The following is a 17,667-nucleotide window of genomic DNA, read 5'->3' on the forward strand; positions in this document are numbered from 1 at the left end:
TCGAACTTCTCGGCGGGGCGCTTCAAGAACTTGTGACCGCCAATCTTGGGCGCTCAGGGTTCGCTCACAACCACGCCTTCGAGACGCCCCTTGTCGAGAATATCCAGCAACACCACACTCTGCTTTTCTGTCGGGAGCTTGGAGGGAATCTGCATGGCAACCCTAAGCACGCCGTCTTCCTTTGGCGTGAGCAGATCCTTCTCAAGCAGCGACTGATGGATGCGAGCCCATTCCGCAGCGGGAACAGCCAGCACTTTTTGCTGCGCCTCGATGCCGTTGTCGATCCTCTGCGTCTGCTTCGCAGTCTTCACGATCGCTGCCTGATCATCCTGCGGAACAAGTCGATCGTAGAACTCGGGCGGGAGAAGATTGGCAATGGCGTCGGTACGAGCCTGTATCCTCGTCCAGCACGCCTCCTTCTTGCACCACTCGGAAATGTTGGAAATGCCTTGCGGTGGTCTGATGATGTCGTCGTTCACGACCCCCGACACGACAGCGATGGCACTTTCGAGCACTGGGTCGACCTTCTGTGCGTTCCAGATGCCCAGAAAGTCGATGCTCTCCTTCCTGCGCTTCGTGATGTCACCGAGTACCGCCAGCGTGTAGGCCACGATGTTTGCTCGGTACCCGCCGTTGTACCAAGGCTGCGCAGAAACGATGCGCTCCGTGGCGCGGAAGATCAGACCACGTGCGACAGCCCTCTTGAAGTAGAACTCGTTGAACGCGTCGGATGATTTCTCCCACTCGCTGCCGATTCGGGCGGCGTAGCGCGCAAAGTTCTTCTGGGAGCCAAGATTCACCCACCTGGGGTGGTCATCCCAGACATTCTCGAACTTCGCGAGGTCCGTCTTCGTGAACATCTGTGGCTTGGGATGCTCCGCCTTGAAGCGACGCTGCTCCGCGGGTGTGAGCTTCGACTGTGCATCGGCATACTGGCCGCGTGCGCGCTCATAGAACCACTTCGTCTCGCGCTGGGCGCCCTTCTGCGCGGGTGCCCAGATCCGTCGGGAAAACCCTTCCATCCGCACATGGAACGGGTGGTTCGAGAAGAAGTCGGCGGCATTCACCCGATTCTGGGTGTTCGCATACTCCGATATCCTTGGAACGACCGTTTCGCTCTGCAGGCTGTCGATGACGGACAGCTTCAACTGGACGAATATCTGGGAAAGATCGGCCTTGTCCCGCTTCCGTGTGTGGAACAGCGATGCTGTGGTCTGGCCACCATTGACGATCTGGAGATCGACAACCCTCGTGATCGCCAGACCGGAATCCGTCATCCCTGTCTCGACACTCTGTGCAGTAGCCGTGATCCCGTTGTTGTAGGCAAAGAACATCCCAGGTTCGTTCAGGATCGTCGCCCTTATTCCCTGGTTCACATTGCCGCGCGCCTGCAGGAACGTACGGACGTTCTGCTCAAGCAATCGTGCTCCGAATCTTTCGTACAGGGTCGCCAGCACCTCGGCAGGCATGACCATGAGATAGGATTGATAGGCATCGGTCCCCAGGTGTGCGGGAAGGCAGGCGATGCCCTTGCCGAACATCTGCTCGAAGTCGAGGTCGAGTGGCTCCTTGTGGCTGCGAGAGCTTCGCTGACGATGAAGTCGTGAGATGTCCCAGATGTGGTGAGCAACCGGAACACCTGCCACTTCCGTATCGGGAAGTGCCTGGATTTTCTCGCTGAGCGTGCGCTCGGAGAAGAGAACCAGGTTGACCTGCCGAATGGCGTCCTTGCGATCCGCAATCTGCCTGGCAAGGCCGTACTCCGGCGATGTGACCTCCAGTTCGCCGGCCAGGCCCTTGTTGGCGCTGGCCTCGAAGAAGTTGGCAACACGCTTGAATGCCGCGGCCACTTCCGTTCTGGTGAGCGATGCCAGCTCGTTTCGGGAGTCGAAGTCCGCGATGAAGAGGTCCAGAACTCCTTCGTCATTGAACCAGTAGCCGTCCACGCGCATACCACGCTGCGCCCGGAAATGGCAGAGTTCGAACCCTTCCGTGAAGCCTGTCTCGACAAGGTCGTTCGCGATGGCCTCCATGAATTCGGAGAGCTGGAAGCTGCCATTGGCCTCGGCGCCCGCCAAAAGTTCCTGTCGGAAGTCATGGAAGAATTCTTCGCCGGTCTGCTCCATCAATCCTCTCCGAAGATGGCTGCTTCGTCACACTCGTACGGAGCAATCGTTTCCAGCCTGATGTCGTAGGCCACGTTGGCAATCCCTGGCGGCAGTTGCGACCGCATCAGCCGCGGAAATCCGTCACCAACACGATAGCTGCGCACGTCGCTGACGACAAAGCGAGGCTCATCGTAGTCAGGGAGCGGCGCATAGCCGTGCGCAACCAGCTTCCGGTCAAAGGCCTCGACGGCGTCCGCCTCGCCGAGCCGTGCCTGGACTGCAGTGACGATCTCGTTGAGCGATCGAGCTCCTGCCGCGTCGGCCAGACTGCTCAGCCGGTACACGCGCAGGAACAGCGCATCGTTCAGGGATTCGAGCTGGTCTTCCGATGAAATGCGGACGCTGCTCCGCTCTGCGCCAGAGAGCGATTTGACCTCGACGGCTGTGTTGCCAAAGATGAAATCCTGATGTGATCGTTCCGGACCGAGCCAGGCTTCGACGGCGTCACTGCTCGACATCTGCCGATCGATCAGTTCCGTCAGAAAGACGATTTCGGCGAAGAGACCGCGGACTTCCTCGATGGACAGGTGCTGACTCCGGCCTGACAGGAAGGTCTTCCAACGGCGGATGTGTGCCAGAGAGACCGCGAGAGAACTCGCCGAGTCGGTGGCGTGCTCCAGCGAGGATGCAAGGGTGCGGCACAGTCCTTCGAAGAGATCGCGGTCGACCTGCCTTTCAAGGGCGAGGACCAAGTGCTGCTGCCCCTGATCTCCGGCACGAAGATCGACATCGATGCCGTTCACCGTGACCGCGTTCTTCCGGTACTGGGCTGCGTGGTCGCCATGAAGCTCCACGATGAACAGGCAGGCGCCACCGGCATCGCGTCCCCAGAAACAGGGCACGGCCGTTCCCACCGCAACCTGGCGGACATTGAAGTCCGCTCCCGGAACGGCGATGTCATCCCACGGGGAGGACTCAGGCATCGTAGTCATCCTCCTCGTCAGGATCGTCGGCGTAACCCTGCATCTGCTGGAGCCAGACCTTGTTCACGACGACATTGATGGTCGTCGAATAGTCCCCGTAGGGAAAACTGACGCCGAAGGCGGCGATCGGTCCCGTCACGGCCTCGCCCTTGGGCTCCAGGCTGTGAATCATGAGGAGCGGCTTGTTCCGAACCATGCGGTAATGTGTGTCGGATACCGCTCCTGAGCCATCTTCGCCGCCTGCCAGCGTCCTGGCCTCATTGCGTTGTGCGTCGCTGAGCCCAAGCTTCTCGTCGCCACGCGAGGCAACCCTGTCCTTGTTCAGGCGCCACGAAGTGCCGTTCGGCTGATCCTTCCCGACGACGCGCACCTGATTCCTCAGGGTGAACGGGTTTTCACCGCCTGAGCCACCCGAAGGGGAAATCAGCAGAACATCGGCCAGCGGGCGCTTCGTCGCAATCCGTTCGAGATAGCTCACCACGTCCGACTTCTGTCCAGAAAAGGTCGAGTGGCATTCGAACCGGGTGAGGAAGTCGTCGATTACCTCGACGGGCACGTCCCTGAAGATGACGCCCTTTTCGGTGGACTCCTCCGGTCGCCCGCCGAATCCACTTCGCCAGTGATCGCCGATCAGCGCAAGGTTCCTAGCATTCACGTCAGGGTCGGTGGAGACAATGTAGCTCTCCCGCAATCGCCCACTGAAACTCTGCTCGACCGTGACCTCCTGGCCGGATCGCATCTTGTTCGCCGCCGTGATCAGCAGGCTGTCCGGATGCGAGCGGACGTACAGGCCAAAATCCTTCGGGCTAAGGCGATCGCGCCGCATGCGCTTGACCTGCTGTACAAGCTCTTCGGCGGCATCGGCGATGTGGGAGTACCAGTTGATCGAATCGCGTGAGAGATGGACGCGGCAGAGGTCCTCGAAGCCCGGCCGGTAGCCGAACCAGCGGCCCATCTGCATGAGGGTGTCGTACATCTTCGTGTTGCGGTACATGTAGCTGACGGTCAACCCCTCGATGGTCAGGCCTCGGGAGAGGCTCAGACCACCGACCGCGACCGCGGTCAACCCGACTCCTTCCTTCGCGTAGCGGGCGTAGTCGAGCACCTCGTCACTCTTGCTGTTGATGACATAGAGGTGGAGGTGCTCGAAGACGCCGCTGAGGGCAGCCTTCACCTCCGCCCAAGTAAACCCAGCATCGGCATACTCAGCATCGAAGGCGTGCTTCAGGCCCTGCATGTACGCGTTTCTTGCGGAAACCTCTTCCGGCATCGCGTAGTTGGCGAGAACCGCTTCCCTGATCTTCTTCTCCCTGAGACTCAGGAAGTCACGCACGGCCTTCTGAACGGGCACGAAGCGCGACACATTGACCATCATTGAGCAATGCTTGCCGGTCTGCCCACGCAGGTTCCGGATGGCGCGGGCGACGATGAATTCGTCGAGTGCGCGATAGAGGCTGGGGGGCAACTCGGGGACAGGATCGTCACGCTTGTGGGCGTACGGGATGAGATTCTCGCAATCGTCGATCGGCCTCACGATCGATTGACTGGTCGCCTCGTCGAGGAACACCTTCTCGGCACCGAAGTACGTCGTTGGCGCGTCCAGGCAATAGATGAAGTCGCGCGGGAACAGCTCCTCACGCACATCATCGCCATAGGCGTCGGGGTTGATGAAGATGTTGGCGAACGGTGTCGCCGTGTAGCCGACATAGCACGATTTCGCGAACAGCCCGAGGATGCGCCGGATCATCGCATTCGTTCGGGTCGGATCCAGATCCTCCTTGTTCGTGTTGATCGACGCGTTGTCGGCCTCGTCGTCAATCAGCAGCATCGGCACGTCGGAAATCCGGCCATCGCCCTCGGCGTTCAGCTCCTTCAGCCACTTGTGAAGAGCCGTGAGCGTCGTGACGTTCTTCTTGATGACCAGAATGATCGGCTTGCTGAAGTCGTTGATCTTCCAGCCGCTCTTTTCCGCCGTGTTCTTGTTGAAGTCCTCGTTGATGTTGGTGAGGGTAGCCGGATGCGGATAGCCCGGCGCGAGGCCGACACCGATGTTGCGACGATCCTCGGGATCGCTGGACCGGCCGATGAAGGCCTCATCGATGCGCTGCTGCGTCTGCTTGCGCAGATTGTTGTGAATGCCGGCGACAACGATGATGAACTTGTAGCCGGCGTCGGCGGCGCGTGCTATCAGGCCGGTGTAGTTGGCCGTCTTGCCCGACTGCACATGACCGATGACAAGGCCGCGACGGTTCCAGGTTGTGCCCTCGCTTAACGGATCCTGCAGGTGGCCGAGAATGCGGGTCGTCACATCGCTCAGCGACTGGACCATCTGCGGTGGCCAACTTTCCTTGAGAAGAAAGTTTCCATAGGATTCCGCATACGTCCAGGCGACATCCTCACGCTTGTGGACCCACTGATCGTCATGCTTCGCAGTGACATCCACCAGCGAAACACCGGCCCCCATGCGCGTGTCGACCGAGATCATCGCCTCGGTGACGATATTACGGAGATCACCCGTATAGCCGAAGATCGCGGCGATCTGTCTCGCCTTCTCCTCCACCTGCTCGCGCGTCGGCGTCTCGGCCATGTTGGCAAGGCCTGAGATGAGCGCGTTGGCAATGTTCCGTTCTTCCGTGATGACTGTGAGGCTCATGCAAAGGTCTCGCTGATGAATTTTTCGGCCAGTTCGATCTGGCCATCGAAAAGGTGCGTCGAGCGCACGATCTGGAGAAAGGCATTCGGATCGCCCGGCCCGTCGCCGTAGAGCACCTTCCTGAGACTCTTCAGGCGCTCCAGAGTCTGGCTTTCATCCACCGCCCTCTGGTTGATCTCGCGCGGATGGGTCGAGTAATCCGAATAGATCATCTCCACCGGTAGGGAGGCGGCAATCGAATCCAGCAGGACACGAAGCAGATCCACATCCTCGGACGAAAGTCTTGTGCCCAGGGATGCGATGAGCGGGTGCTGCTCGTTGATTGCGAAACGGATGCCGCCGTGATCGGCGTAGCGCTCCCAGAACGGGGCTTGACTCTCCTGAAAGAGCTTCTGCCCACGCCCCCTATGCACCGTTACGCTGCGGGCAGTGATCCTGTTGATGATCTGACGCAGCCGCTCCCGCACCCCATGCGGCGGGCGGGCACGGGATTTCTTGATGTCGATGGTCCAGGCTTCGTCCAGGCTGTTGGGAAAGTCGATCTGTACCCGCGCCAACTTGGTGGCCTCGCCCTTCGGCACGAGTCTGAACCAGTCGCCCCAGGCCATCAGGCGGCCGTTTCGATAGACGTAGCCCCCCTGATTGGAGATGAAGTCACTGCGATCCTGGTAGTAGTCGTACTCGGACGCGGACAGACGACTGTGGTGTGGAAGCACGTAAGGCTGCAGGCGCACCTCGGCCTCGCCGATGCGGACGATCTCCTCCGGAAGCACCTGGGTGGCAGGATTCTTCCTGCAGAAGGGATCGAATGCCGTAATCGGACGACCATTGACGGTGAGAGAAATCCTGGCATGTCCCTTGATCTCACCCGAGAGAAACCGGTGGAAGACAAGTGACAGATGTCTGCCTACTGCCTCAAGCTTCTCATTGACGATCTCGTCTCGACGATCCCCGGCCTCGTCCTCCATCAATCGGTCGAGCTCTCGCCAGATAACGGCCGTGCCCCGGGCGCCGAGCCGTTCGACATAAGGCAGCCCATGGATGTCCGCATCGTCCAGGATGGAAAGAATCCAGTCGTCGGCAGCATCGATGCGATCCAGATTCCATTCGGCTCCGCAGACAGTTCCATCGCGTGTGCTCACAACGGTCAGCGAGCGACATTGGGAAAACGAGGCTGTCTTCAGGCCAAGGCCGAAGCGCCCAAGATCCTTCGGCGACCGATGCTGCCTGGGGTTGCCGGTCCCATGACGCATCGCATCGAGCAGCTCGTCTTCCGTCATCCCCCTGCCGTTGTCGAGGATGACCATCACAGGATGCTCACCGGACACATCGCAAATGATGTCGATGGTGTCCGCGCCAGCGGAAATGCTGTTGTCGATCAGATCGGCAATCGCAGTTTCGAGCGAGTACCCAAGGTCCCGCATCGATTCGGAAAGGCAGGCCGCGCTCGGCGGATGACTGCGATCACGAGCCATCGGCTTCCTCTTGCGTCTTCTCGTGAGTCACGTGCATGGTAAGCTCCGAATTGCTGCTTCGGGTGTCGTCTTCATCCGTTCGCATTGCCAAGCGGAAGCGCGGAGCTGCCATTTCTGCAGACATTCAGGCGGAAGATGCTCAAGACCATGCGCGTTCCTACCACTCCGCAGCGCAGCCGCATGATGTCGAGCATTCGCGGAAAGAACACCGGGCCGGAACGGATACTTCGCTCCCTCCTTTTCGCCAGGGGTTTTCGATATCGACTTCATGTGCGGGGGCTGCCCGGCTCCCCCGACCTTGTGTTCCCGAAGCGCAAAGCAGTGGTGTTCGTCCATGGCTGCTTCTGGCACCGACATGAAGGCTGCCGCTACACAACCACTCCCAGGACCAATGAAGATTTCTGGCGGCAGAAATTCCAGGGAAATGTCGCTCGCGACAGGCGCCATGCGGAGATGCTCCATGCTCTCGGCTGGCGCGTGGCGGTCGTCTGGGAGTGCGCCTTGAAGCACTCGGTCGAGGAGACTACGCAAGCGGTTGAGGAGTGGCTGCATGGCGATGAGGATGTCCTGGTGATTGGTCAGAGCATTGGCTAGCCCGCTTCGGCAAGCACCGGAAGCTGTTCTGGCAGGTTTCGCGGCACGCTTCCCGCCGGCCTCTTCTGTACGGCATCACCAGCCTGCCTCCGCCTCCTCCTGCTCATCTCGTTCAGAAGGCTACGAACGATCCTGGCCAGCTTGTGAGCAAGCAACGGAGGCACCGCATTGCCTACCTGGGTGTACTGCTCAGTGCGGTTGCCCGCGAAGACGTAGTTGTCGGGAAACGTCTGGAGCCGTGCTGCTTCCCTGACCGTGAGACTTCTGCATTGGGAGGGGTCGTAGTGGATGTAGTAGTGCCCGTCCTTGGCAATGTGAGCCACCACCGTGGTGGACGGTTCGTTCCTGCACTGCACGCGGAACCGATCCTTGAACGGGATCGTTTCGGATTCCCGATCGACATGCACATTGATGTGATCGGGAAGCAGCTTGGGAGGGAACACATCCAGCCGTGGGCAATATCCCCATAAATGAGCGAAGCTGGCCGAGAAAAGATAGCGAGCAAGATCGGATGCCATGTGCGCGCGCGCTTCATGCTGACAGACACCACCCAGGCTTCGGTCGTGAAGCCATTGCTGAAGCTCGGTCGGCTTCTTCGGCCTTCTGTAGCCTCGTGAAATGAAGGCGCCACCGGTCGTGGTGCTGGTTGCCGCAGCGGCAAAGGCACGCATTGTCCCGATCATGACGGACTCGTTTTCTGTCCTCCATCCCTTGACGTAAGAGGGGCCAGCCTGAACAGCCTTGCGCCATGCCTCCACTGAATCGCCACGCGACAGCTTGCTGCGGATTCGGGGAAGATCGTCAATGGCCTGTTTGACCGTGACAGGCCTCGCTACTGGTGCCAGCAACTGGTGTTGAGGCATGTCCAGCCCCTTTCTCACTCCGAGCAGAATCACGCGATGCCTGCTTTGCGGGATCCCATGGCGCTCAGAATGGATAAGGTAGTCGGTGGGTTCCAGCGAACTGCCGTCGCCCTTCTTGGTGAAGGATCGGATCTCATATTCGAGCCCCTCGGTCGGCATCGAAAGATCCGCAATGATCTTCTCGAACATTGGGTCGCCGGAGTGCTTCGAGGAAAGCAGACCCTTGACATTTTCCATCACGAAGATGGTGGGCTTGTGCACTTGGATGATTCTCAGGTATTCCCTGTAGAGGAAGTGCTTTTCATCCTTGTGAAAGTCCTTGTCGTTGGCGCGTCTGGAGCGCCCCGCCAGCGAATACGCCTGGCAGGGCGGGCCGCCGATCAGCACCCAGGTTTCCTGCCCCTTCAGTGCAGCGCGAATTTCCCTATCAATACTGGCTTCGTCGGACTTGCCAAGCTCTAGGCACCTCGCTTCGGCGGCAGCATGCTCGAAGGCGCTGGCCACGGCAGGGATCCTGCGGAAAGCGGCCTCATCGATCTCGCCTCGTATGTAGCTGTAGTAGTGCTTGACGTCCTTGGTGCCACGCAAACGCCTGAACACTGCCCTGAGCGTCAGCGTGCGATGTGCGACAGCATCCTTTTCAATGGAAAGGGCGATCTCGAAGAATGGCTGCCGTTTGTGGCCCTGCAGGGAAGCAAATCCTTCCCCGAGCCCTCCTGGGCCAGCAAAAAGATCAATTATGGGAACTGGCACGCCAGCAATCCTCCCCTTGGTTCTTTCCCGAATGTGATTCGGTTGCTGATTTGGTGCACGCTCACTCTGCCTCCGGCTTCTTCTTGCTGATGCTTTCGGCGATCCACCGATCCAGCTCCGAGCGGCGAAAGCGCCAGGTTCCCCCAAGCTTGAACGCCGGAATCTCGCCTTTCTGGGCAAGGCGATAGACCGTCCGTTTCCCGGCTTTGAGGTAGGCCGCGACCTCCTCAAGCGTGAGGATCTCGCTCTCGACTTCAGTCATCCGGAAACCATCCGATCTGGCCTTTCGTTGATTACGATTGCCAAGTTTAGCCAATTCTACCAAGCTGCGGTAGGTGCTGGCCAACTCCACAATCCCGGGAGCATTGGACGGTTGATCGCCAGCTCGCCCCGGAAATCCGGTCATGCCGTAGTTCCCATTCCCTGCGGCGCAAAGCGAGAGCGCGCCACAGCATCTGGCCATCCGCTTCAACGGGGAATGGCACGATGGGACAGACCAACCGCCGCGCATCCGCATGGCCTTCGCTGGCCGTGCTGTTGGCCGTGTTGCTCTCGGCCATGCAACCCGCCATCGCCGACGACACCCCGGAGCGTGAGCAGCTCGCCGCGCTCGCCCGCCAACTCGACCTGATCGACCGCCTCGCCGAGCACGCCGCCCATACCGCTCCGCAGGAACGCGCCCGCTACCACTTCGACTACGCCCGGCTGCGCGCGGACCTGAAGCGCGTTCGCGCCGGCCTGCAGGACTACCTCGTGCCCCAGCGTGCCCAGCCGCGCGATCCCGTCCCGCTGGTCGGCGATTACGTCCGCCGTGACCGCGCCGACGACGAGGACGAGGAGCCATCGCCATGACGCCCTCTGCCGATCAGGTCGCCGCCTTCCAGGCCAACGGCGGCTTTGCGCCTTCGGCCGTCTCTGCCGTGGTGCTGGGCTTCGTGTTCGCCGTGTTGCTGCTGTGGGGCGTGTGGGCCATGCGCACCGCCTACGTCGGCTGGGCCGAGCACCGCATCACCGAACGTCAGTTCCTCGCCGTCGTCGTGCGCTTCGTGGCGATGTACCTGGTGCTGACCTTCTTCCTCCTCTCCTGACCGTCACGAAAGGCCATACGCCATGAACACTCCAACGACATCCCATCGCATTCCGTCCCGCATCGCCGCTCCGCTGCTGCCGCTGACGCTCGCGCTCGCGGGCCTGCCGCTGTCGGCCTTCGCGCAGGGCCTGCCGACCATGGAAGACCCATCGCGCGGCCAGGGCAGCGGCATCCTGCAGACCTTGCAGAACTACGGCTACGACATCGTGCTGCTGATCGCGCTGCTCGTGGTCGCCTCGATGTTCGTCGGTGTCTGCTATCACGCCTACACGCGCTACTCGGAGATCCACACCGGCCGCGCCACCTGGGGCCAGTTCGGCCTGACGGTCGCCGTGGGCGCGATCCTGCTGGTGGTCGGCATCTGGCTGCTCACCAAGGCCACCGGCGTGCTGTGAGGGCGGCAAGCGATGGCCGTCCCTTCGGAGACCCCGCGCGACACGCTGGTGACCTTCCTGCCGCACCGGCTGAATCGCCAGCCGGTGGTCGTGCGCGGGCTGACCGCCGACGAGTTGTGGATCTGCGCCGGCCTGTCGGCCGCCGCCGGGTTCGCGCTCGGCCTGCCCTTGGCCTGGCTCACGCACAGCATCGCCATGGTGCCCACGCTGATCGTCGCCGGCATCGCGTTGGGCGTCTTTGTCGGCGGAGGCTTCCTGCGCGCGCAGAAGCGCGGCCGGCCCGACACCTGGCTGTACCGGCAGCTCCAATGGCGGTTGGCCCTGCGGCATCCGGCGCTGGCGGCGCTCCTGGGCGGGCAGCGCCTCATCACCCGCTCGGGCTACTGGACTACCCGGCGCAACACCGATCGAGGGGCGCCATGAGCCGTTTCAAGAACGAGGTTGCGCACCTGCAGGCGCACGTGAAGACGTTGCGTCTGGGGGCCGGCGCGCTGTTCGTGGTGGCGCTGCTGCTCGGCTTCGGTTGGTGGAGTGCGCCGAAGAGTCTCACCATCCATGTGCCGCCGGATCTGCGCTCGGGCAGCACGCGCAAGTGGTGGGACGTGCCGCCCGAGAGTGTGTATGCCTTCTCGTTCTACATCTGGCAGCAGGTGCAGCGCTGGCCCACGAACGGCGAAGAAGACTATCCACGCAACCTGCGCGCGCTGTCGGCCTACCTGACGCCGAGCTGCCGGGCCTTTCTGCAACAGGACTACGAGTACCGGCGCGCCAGTGGCGAGCTGCGTCAGCGCGTGCGCGGCATCTACGAGATTCCCGGCCGCGGCTACGGCGATGATCCGGCCACGCGCGTCAAGGTGGTTTCCGACCGCGATTGGATCGTCACGCTCGACGTGAGCGCGGACGAATACTACGGCTCCGAGCAGGTCAAGCGCGCTCTGGTGCGCTACCCCATCAAGGTCGTCCGGCTGGACATCGACCCGGAGCACAACCCCTTCGGCCTGGCGCTGGACTGCTACGCCGGCGCACCCCAGCGCATCGAACCGCCGCCGACGCCGACCCAGGCCGGCGCGCCCGCCAACGCCTCCAGCCATCTGCAGGGAGACTCCCCATGAAGCCCATTGCCTTGTCGGCCCTGGCCGGCGTCCTGCTGATCCTCGGTGTCGTGCCGGCCAGCCAGGCCGTGGAAATCCTGCGCTGGGAGCGCCTGCCCCTGCCGGTGCCGCTGGTGGTCGGCCAGGAGCGCGTGGTCTTCATCGACCGCAATGTGCGCGTCGGCGTGCCGGCCAGCGTCGGCGATCACCTGCGCGTGCAGAGTGCCGGCGGCGCGATCTACCTGCGGGCGAGCGAGCCGATTCCGCCCACGCGGCTGCAACTGCAGGACGTGGAATCCGGCGCGCTGATCCTGCTCGACATCGCCGCCGAGCCGGCGAAGGACGGTCAGGCGCCGCTGGAGCCGGTGCGCATCGTGGAAGCGGAAGCCCCCGCGAAGCGCTACGGCGGCGGTGCGGCAAGCGGCGCGGACGAGCAGGCCGACGCGCCCGCAGACAAATCCGTTCCCCGGCGCGAGACGCCGGTACCGGTCGTGCTGACGCGCCATGCCGCACAGAACCTGTACGCGCCGCTGCGCACCGTCGAGCCGGTCGCCGGCATCGGGCGCGTGAACCTGCGCCGTGGCCTCGCACTGGACACCTTGCTGCCGACGCTGCCGGTGCACGCGCGGGCATTGGCCGCGTGGCGCCTGGAAGACCAGTGGGTGACGGCCGTGCGCCTCACCAACACCTCGGCGCGTTGGCTCGACCTCGACCCGCGCGCCCTGCAGGGGAACTTCGTGGCGGCGACCTTCCAGCATCCGAACCTGGGGCCGGCCGGCACCCCGTCCGACACCACGGTGCTCTACCTGGTCACGCGCGGCCACGGCCTGGCCGAGTCGCTGCTGCCGGCGCTGAGCCCGATCGATGCCACCGCGAACCTGCCGCCGGCCGCCGCGGCCGGCTCGACCGGAGGAGCGCGCGATGAAAAGTAATCCGCTGCTCAAGTGGCTGCTGATCCCGATGGCGCTGCTGCTGGTGTTCGTCGGCGTCAAACTGTTCTCCGGCGCCCCCGGCGGCCAGCCCGCCCCCAAGGGCGCGGCCAGTACGCTCACGCCCGAGGAGATGAAAGCCCTGGGCATCGCAGGCGACACGCCGCGCGATACCGTCGCCACGCTGGTGGCCCAGGTGAAGCAGTTGCGCACCGAGCTGCAGAGCGCGCTCGGCGACAACAAGCAGCACAAGGCCGAGAACGAGCGCCTGCGTGCCCGGGAAAGCGCGATCGACCAACGCATCCAGAGCGCGCTGGAAGGCGAACGCAGCCGCCTGGAGCAGGAGCGCAATCAGGTGGCCAGCGACAGGCAGCAGACCCAGGGGCTGCTGCAGGATCTGCAGCGGCAACTGGACGGCCTTTCCGGCAAGGGTGGCCGGTCCGATCTGCCCGTCGGGCTGGGGCTGGAAGAGGGTGACGGCCAGCGCTTCAACCGCGGCGTCGGTGGCACGCAGTGGGTCGAGCCCGACGATGCCAAGGTCGACGCCAAGAACGCCAGCAAGGAGCCGAGCTTTCCCCTGAGCTTCGGGCCGGCCCAGAAAAGCCTGTCGGCCGCAGTGGAATCCGTCGCCGACGTCGGCAGCCGCGCGGTGGGCGCATCCACGAAGGCGGTCTACACCGTGCCGTCGAACTCGACGCTCATGGGGTCGATTGCCATGACGGCGCTGATCGGGCGCGTGCCGATCGACGGAACCGTCAACGACCCGTACCCGTTCAAGGTGTTGATCGGCCTGGACAACCTCACGGCCAACGGCATCGACATCCCCGACGTGGCCGGCGCCGTGGTCAGCGGCACGGCCTCGGGCGACTGGACGCTCTCGTGCGTGCGCGGGCAAATCCGCTCAGTCACGTTCGTGTTCCAGGACGGCACCATCCGCACGGTGCCGGAGGACAGCAGCAAGGGCGGCAGCAGCGGCGGCAACGCGGGTCACAACGGCGCCAGCATCCAAGGCGGCCTGGGCTGGATCAGCGACCCCTACGGCATTCCCTGCGTCAGCGGCGAGCGGCGCAGCAACGCCCAGCAGTACCTGGGCAGCCAGGCGCTCATCACCGCGGCCGGCGCCGGCGCGGCCTCGCTCATCAAGTCCGACAACGGCAGCGTGGCCGTGGTCGCCAACAGCAACGGCTCGCTGGGCACCGTCGGCATCAGCGGCAACGAAGCGATGGGCCGCATCCTCGCGGGCGGCGTGCGCGACATGGCCGATTGGGTCAACAAGCTCTACGGCCAGGCCTTCGCGGCGGTCTACGTGCAGCCCGGCGCCAGGGTGGCCGTGCATCTGGAGCAGCCGCTCGACATCGACTACGACGCCAAGGGGCGTCGGGTCCACCACCGCACCGGAGAAACCCATGCCTCGGATCTGGATTGACGCGGCCGCCGTGCTGCTGGCGGCCACCCTGCTCGGCGGCTGCGCCACCAGCAAGGAGAAGCTGCTGCCGCACGGCGACAACACCATGCTCGACATCTGGCATCAGGAGACCGGCGGCAGCGCGGGCGGCGGCCAGGCCGCCCGGCAACTGCTCGATGCGCGCCAGGGCCTGCGCCGGCCGCTGGTCGAGGCCGATGTACAGGCGGCGCCCGGCGTGCAGGCGCGCTACACCCGAACCGCGCAGAACGAGATTTACCGCCAGTTCCACCGCCTGCCGAACCCCGACCTGGTGATGTACGTGTTCCCGCACCTGGCGGGCACCGACCCGGTTCCGGTGCCCGGCTACAGCACGGTCTTCCCGCTCTACCAGCGCGTGCAGTACGCGATGCCGGGCGAGCGCGTGGAGGACTATTGATGGCCTGGTCGCTGCCGTGGTCACGCAAGCCCGACGCATCGCCTGTTGACGCCGCGGATACGACCGATGATGCCTGGGCACGGCACGTAACGGCCTTGGCGGCACAGGGTGTCGCCGAGCCGGGCAGCGCGCTCGGCCGGGGCCGGCGCAGACCGGCCACCCAGGCCGACCACGATGCGCTCTATGGCGTCGCGCCGTCGTTCGCGGACTTGCTGCCCTGGGTCGAGTACCTGCCCGACACCAAGTGCATGTTGCTGGAAGACGGCCAGTCGGTGGCGGCCTTCTTCGAGCTGGCGCCGGTCGGCACCGAGGGCCGCGAGATGGCCTGGCTGTGGCAGGCGCGCGATGCGCTGGAGAACGCCCTGCAGGATTCCTTCGACGAGTTGGACGACAACCCCTGGGTGGTGCAGCTCTACGCCCAGGACGAGGCCGACTGGGACAACTATCGGCGCTCCCTGGCGAACTATCTGCAGCCGCGTGCACAGGGCAGCGCGTTCAGCGACTTCTACCTGCGCTTCTTCGCCCATCACCTGCGGGCCATCGCCAAGCCGGGTGGCCTGTTCGAGGACACCACGGTGACGCGCCTGCCGTGGCGCGGCCAAGTCCGGCGCGTGCGCATGGTGGTCTACCGCCGCACGTCCGCGGCCCAGACCTCGCGGCGCGGCCAGTCGCCCGAGCAGGCGCTGACCACGATCTGCGACCGCCTCGCCGGCGGGCTGGCCAATGCCGGCGTGAAAGCCCGGCGTCTCGGCGCGGCGGACATCCATGCCTGGCTCCTGCGTTGGTTCAACCCGAATCCGACCTTGCTCGGCGCCACTGCCGAAGATCGGGAACGCTTCTATGCGCTGAGCCGCTACCCGGAAGAGCGGGAGGAGGGCGAGATCGAACTCGCCAGCGGCACCGATTTCGCGCAGCGCCTGTTCTTCGGCCAGCCCCGCTCGGAGGTGCCCAACGGCCTGTGGTTCTTCGACGGCATGCCGCATCGGGTGATCGTGATGGATCGCCTGCGCACGCCGCCCGTGACGGGCCATCTGACGGGCGAGACGCGCAAAGGCGGCGATGCCATGAACGCGCTGTTCGACCAGATGCCCGAGGACACGGTGATGTGCCTGACGCTGGTCGCCACACCCCAGGACGTGCTGGAGGCGCACCTCAACCACCTCGCCAGGAAGGCCGTCGGCGAGACCCTGGCCTCGGAGCAGACCCGGCAGGACGTGCAGCAGGCGCGCGGGCTGATCGGCAGCGCGCACAAGCTCTACCGTGGCGCGCTGGCGTTCTACCTGCGCGGCCGCGACCTGGCCCAGCTCGATGCGCGCGGCCTGCAGCTCGTCAACGTGATGCTCAACGCCGGCCTGCAACCGGTACGCGAAGAGGACGAGGTGGCGCCGCTGAACAGCTATCTACGCTGGCTGCCGTGCGTGTTCGATCCGGCGGCCGACAAGCGCCAGTGGTACACCCAGCTCATGTTCGCGCAACATGCGGCGAACCTGGCGCCGGTCTGGGGCCGCAGTCAGGGCACGGGGCATCCGGGCATCACGTTCTTCAACCGCGGCGGCGGCCCGATCACCTTCGATCCGTTGAACCGCCTCGACCGGCAGATGAACGCGCATCTATTCCTGTTCGGCCCCACGGGTTCGGGCAAGAGCGCGACGCTCAACAACATCCTGAACCAGGTGACGGCGATCTACCGGCCGCGCCTGTTCATCGTCGAGGCGGGCAACAGCTTCGGCCTGTTCGGCGACTTCGCGGCACGGCTGGGCCTCACCGTGCATCGGGTGAAGCTCGCGCCGGGCGCGGGCGTCAGTCTGGCTCCGTTCGCCGACGCCTGGCGCCTGGTCGATACGCCGAGCCAGGTACAGACGCTGGACGCCGATGCGCTCGACGAAGACCAGACCGATGCCGGCATGGCCGTGGAAGGCGACGAGCAGCGCGACGTGCTCGGCGAGCTGGAGATCACTGCACGGCTGATGATTACCGGCGGCGAGGACAAGGAAGAAGCGCGCATGACGCGCGCCGACCGCAGCCTGATCCGCCAGTGCATTCTCGATGCGGCCCAGCATTGCGTGGCGGACAGACGCACGGTGCTCACGCGCGATGTGCGCGACGCGCTGCGCGAGCGCGCCCGCGACGCCACGCTGCCGGAGATGCGGCGCGCACGGCTGCTGGAGATGGCCGACGCCATGGATATGTTCTGCCAGGACGTGGACGGCGAGATGTTCGACCGGTCCGGCACGCCGTGGCCCGAGGCGGACATCACCATCGTGGACCTGGCCACCTTCGCGCGCGAGGGCTACAACGCCCAACTCTCGATTGCCTACATCTCGCTCATCAACACCGTCAACAACATCGCCGAGCGCGACCAGTTCCTGGGCCGTCCGATCATCAACGTGACGGACGAAGGCCACATCATCACCAAGAACCCGCTGCTCGCGCCCTACGTGGTCAAGATCACCAAGATGTGGCGCAAGCTCGGCGCCTGGTTCTGGCTCGCCACGCAGAACCTCGACGACTTGCCGAAGGCGGCCGAGCCCATGCTCAACATGATCGAGTGGTGGATCTGCCTGTCGATGCCACCCGATGAAGTGGAGAAGATCGCGCGCTTCCGCGAACTCAACGCTTCGCAGAAGGCGCTGATGCTCTCGGCGCGCAAGGAGGCCGGCAAGTTCAGCGAGGGCGTCATCCTGTCCAAGTCGATGGAAGTGCTGTTCCGCGCTGTGCCGCCCAGCCTCTACCTGGCGATGGCGATGACCGAGCCCGAGGAGAAGGCCGAACGCTTCCAGTTGATGCAGCAGCACGGCATCAGCGAATTGGATGCCGCCTTCCGCGTGGCCGAGAAGATCGACCGTGCGCGGGGCATCGAACCCCTGGCGCTGGGCACGTTGGCCTGACGGG

The 17,667-nt window shown here is 63.9% G+C and carries 16 protein-coding genes; 10 read left to right on the forward strand and 6 right to left on the reverse strand.

Translation table 11 applies throughout. From position 1 onward, the window contains the following. Nucleotides 1–53: 53 nt before the first annotated feature. Genes OEL49_RS09300 through OEL49_RS09315 form a run of 4 tightly spaced genes read right to left on the reverse strand, consistent with a single transcriptional unit; the run spans nucleotide 54 to nucleotide 7,219 of the window. Nucleotides 54–2,126 (reverse strand): AIPR family protein, encoded by a 2,073-nt coding sequence (locus tag OEL49_RS09300; RefSeq protein ID WP_134240560.1) that lies wholly within the window; start codon nucleotides 2,124–2,126, stop codon nucleotides 54–56. After that, nucleotides 2,126–3,091, reverse strand: a complete 966-nt coding sequence (locus tag OEL49_RS09305) for a PD-(D/E)XK motif protein (protein ID WP_029133607.1) — start codon at nucleotides 3,089–3,091, stop codon at nucleotides 2,126–2,128. The genes OEL49_RS09300 and OEL49_RS09305 overlap by 1 nt, the downstream gene beginning before the upstream one ends. Then, nucleotides 3,084–5,744, reverse strand: coding sequence for a Z1 domain-containing protein (locus tag OEL49_RS09310; RefSeq protein ID WP_029133608.1), 2,661 nt, complete (start codon nucleotides 5,742–5,744; stop codon nucleotides 3,084–3,086). Before OEL49_RS09310 ends, OEL49_RS09305 begins: the two co-directional genes overlap by 8 nt. Continuing rightward, the gene (locus OEL49_RS09315; protein WP_029133609.1) at nucleotides 5,741–7,219 is read right to left on the reverse strand and encodes an ATP-binding protein; all 1,479 of its coding nucleotides are present in this window, start codon (nucleotides 7,217–7,219) and stop codon (nucleotides 5,741–5,743) included. The genes OEL49_RS09310 and OEL49_RS09315 overlap by 4 nt, the downstream gene beginning before the upstream one ends. Nucleotides 7,220–7,354: 135 nt before the next feature. Between OEL49_RS09315 and OEL49_RS09320 the strand changes: the two genes are divergently transcribed. Further along, nucleotides 7,355–7,813: a very short patch repair endonuclease gene (locus tag OEL49_RS09320; RefSeq protein WP_134240562.1), complete on the forward strand. Its 459-nt coding sequence runs from the start codon at nucleotides 7,355–7,357 to the stop codon at nucleotides 7,811–7,813. Here the strand turns inward: OEL49_RS09320 and OEL49_RS09325 are convergent. Both OEL49_RS09325 and mads1 read right to left on the reverse strand, forming a co-directional pair. Next, complete coding sequence (locus OEL49_RS09325) at nucleotides 7,810–9,429, reverse strand: DNA cytosine methyltransferase (protein WP_134240563.1); 1,620 nt, start codon at nucleotides 9,427–9,429, stop codon at nucleotides 7,810–7,812. The two genes, OEL49_RS09320 and OEL49_RS09325, sit on opposite strands and share 4 nt — an antisense overlap. 61 nt (nucleotides 9,430–9,490) lie before the next feature. After that, nucleotides 9,491–9,691, reverse strand: coding sequence for a methylation-associated defense system helix-turn-helix domain-containing protein MAD1 (mads1, locus tag OEL49_RS09330; protein WP_009397209.1), 201 nt, complete (start codon nucleotides 9,689–9,691; stop codon nucleotides 9,491–9,493). Between the two features lie 224 nt (nucleotides 9,692–9,915). Between mads1 and OEL49_RS09335 the strand changes: the two genes are divergently transcribed. From OEL49_RS09335 to OEL49_RS09375, 9 genes are read left to right on the forward strand one after another with little or no spacing between them, the layout of a single operon-like run. Further along, the gene (locus OEL49_RS09335) at nucleotides 9,916–10,281 is read left to right on the forward strand and encodes an RAQPRD family integrative conjugative element protein (RefSeq protein ID WP_029133612.1); all 366 of its coding nucleotides are present in this window, start codon (nucleotides 9,916–9,918) and stop codon (nucleotides 10,279–10,281) included. Beyond that, complete coding sequence (locus OEL49_RS09340) at nucleotides 10,278–10,517, forward strand: TIGR03758 family integrating conjugative element protein (RefSeq protein ID WP_010792128.1); 240 nt, start codon at nucleotides 10,278–10,280, stop codon at nucleotides 10,515–10,517. The genes OEL49_RS09335 and OEL49_RS09340 overlap by 4 nt, the downstream gene beginning before the upstream one ends. Nucleotides 10,518–10,539: 22 nt before the next feature. After that, nucleotides 10,540–10,914 (forward strand): TIGR03745 family integrating conjugative element membrane protein, encoded by a 375-nt coding sequence (locus tag OEL49_RS09345; protein WP_108080580.1) that lies wholly within the window; start codon nucleotides 10,540–10,542, stop codon nucleotides 10,912–10,914. Between the two features lie 12 nt (nucleotides 10,915–10,926). Then, entirely contained in the window at nucleotides 10,927–11,337 is a 411-nt protein-coding gene (locus OEL49_RS09350) for a TIGR03750 family conjugal transfer protein (protein WP_034005115.1), read from the forward strand. Next, a complete protein-coding gene (locus tag OEL49_RS09355; RefSeq protein WP_134240564.1) occupies nucleotides 11,334–12,026 on the forward strand; it encodes a PFL_4703 family integrating conjugative element protein in 693 nt (230 codons plus the stop codon). The genes OEL49_RS09350 and OEL49_RS09355 overlap by 4 nt, the downstream gene beginning before the upstream one ends. Next, nucleotides 12,023–12,937, forward strand: coding sequence for a TIGR03749 family integrating conjugative element protein (locus OEL49_RS09360; RefSeq protein WP_073672131.1), 915 nt, complete (start codon nucleotides 12,023–12,025; stop codon nucleotides 12,935–12,937). The genes OEL49_RS09355 and OEL49_RS09360 overlap by 4 nt, the downstream gene beginning before the upstream one ends. Further along, nucleotides 12,927–14,360, forward strand: a complete 1,434-nt coding sequence (locus OEL49_RS09365) for a TIGR03752 family integrating conjugative element protein (protein WP_134240565.1) — start codon at nucleotides 12,927–12,929, stop codon at nucleotides 14,358–14,360. Before OEL49_RS09360 ends, OEL49_RS09365 begins: the two co-directional genes overlap by 11 nt. Then, a complete protein-coding gene (locus OEL49_RS09370; RefSeq protein ID WP_012584734.1) occupies nucleotides 14,341–14,775 on the forward strand; it encodes a TIGR03751 family conjugal transfer lipoprotein in 435 nt (144 codons plus the stop codon). Before OEL49_RS09365 ends, OEL49_RS09370 begins: the two co-directional genes overlap by 20 nt. Then, nucleotides 14,775–17,663 carry a conjugative transfer ATPase gene (locus OEL49_RS09375; protein WP_134240566.1) on the forward strand — a complete coding sequence of 963 codons (2,889 nt, stop codon included), beginning with the start codon at nucleotides 14,775–14,777 and terminating at the stop codon, nucleotides 17,661–17,663. The genes OEL49_RS09370 and OEL49_RS09375 overlap by 1 nt, the downstream gene beginning before the upstream one ends. Nucleotides 17,664–17,667 lie beyond the last annotated feature (4 nt).

The sequence above is a fragment of the Azospira sp. genome, assembly GCF_030247495.1.
Classification (GTDB): Bacteria; Pseudomonadota; Gammaproteobacteria; order Burkholderiales; family Rhodocyclaceae; genus Azospira; species Azospira oryzae.

What these genes read in the sequence shown, in the direction of transcription:
- OEL49_RS09320 (WP_134240562.1), top strand. Translation starts at nt 7,355, where the DNA reads ATGCTCAAGACCATGCGCGTTCCTACCACTCCGCAGCGCAGCCGCATG.
- OEL49_RS09360 (WP_073672131.1), top strand. Translation starts at nt 12,023, where the DNA reads ATGAAGCCCATTGCCTTGTCGGCCCTGGCCGGCGTCCTGCTGATCCTC.
- OEL49_RS09300 (WP_134240560.1), bottom strand. Translation starts at nt 2,126, where the DNA reads ATGGAGCAGACCGGCGAAGAATTCTTCCATGACTTCCGACAGGAACTT.
- OEL49_RS09340 (WP_010792128.1), top strand. Translation starts at nt 10,278, where the DNA reads ATGACGCCCTCTGCCGATCAGGTCGCCGCCTTCCAGGCCAACGGCGGC.
- OEL49_RS09345 (WP_108080580.1), top strand. Translation starts at nt 10,540, where the DNA reads ATGAACACTCCAACGACATCCCATCGCATTCCGTCCCGCATCGCCGCT.
- mads1 (WP_009397209.1), bottom strand. Translation starts at nt 9,691, where the DNA reads ATGACTGAAGTCGAGAGCGAGATCCTCACGCTTGAGGAGGTCGCGGCC.
- OEL49_RS09355 (WP_134240564.1), top strand. Translation starts at nt 11,334, where the DNA reads ATGAGCCGTTTCAAGAACGAGGTTGCGCACCTGCAGGCGCACGTGAAG.
- OEL49_RS09310 (WP_029133608.1), bottom strand. Translation starts at nt 5,744, where the DNA reads ATGAGCCTCACAGTCATCACGGAAGAACGGAACATTGCCAACGCGCTC.
- OEL49_RS09335 (WP_029133612.1), top strand. Translation starts at nt 9,916, where the DNA reads ATGGGACAGACCAACCGCCGCGCATCCGCATGGCCTTCGCTGGCCGTG.
- OEL49_RS09365 (WP_134240565.1), top strand. Translation starts at nt 12,927, where the DNA reads ATGAAAAGTAATCCGCTGCTCAAGTGGCTGCTGATCCCGATGGCGCTG.
- OEL49_RS09305 (WP_029133607.1), bottom strand. Translation starts at nt 3,091, where the DNA reads ATGCCTGAGTCCTCCCCGTGGGATGACATCGCCGTTCCGGGAGCGGAC.
- OEL49_RS09315 (WP_029133609.1), bottom strand. Translation starts at nt 7,219, where the DNA reads ATGGCTCGTGATCGCAGTCATCCGCCGAGCGCGGCCTGCCTTTCCGAA.
- OEL49_RS09375 (WP_134240566.1), top strand. Translation starts at nt 14,775, where the DNA reads ATGGCCTGGTCGCTGCCGTGGTCACGCAAGCCCGACGCATCGCCTGTT.
- OEL49_RS09370 (WP_012584734.1), top strand. Translation starts at nt 14,341, where the DNA reads ATGCCTCGGATCTGGATTGACGCGGCCGCCGTGCTGCTGGCGGCCACC.
- OEL49_RS09350 (WP_034005115.1), top strand. Translation starts at nt 10,927, where the DNA reads ATGGCCGTCCCTTCGGAGACCCCGCGCGACACGCTGGTGACCTTCCTG.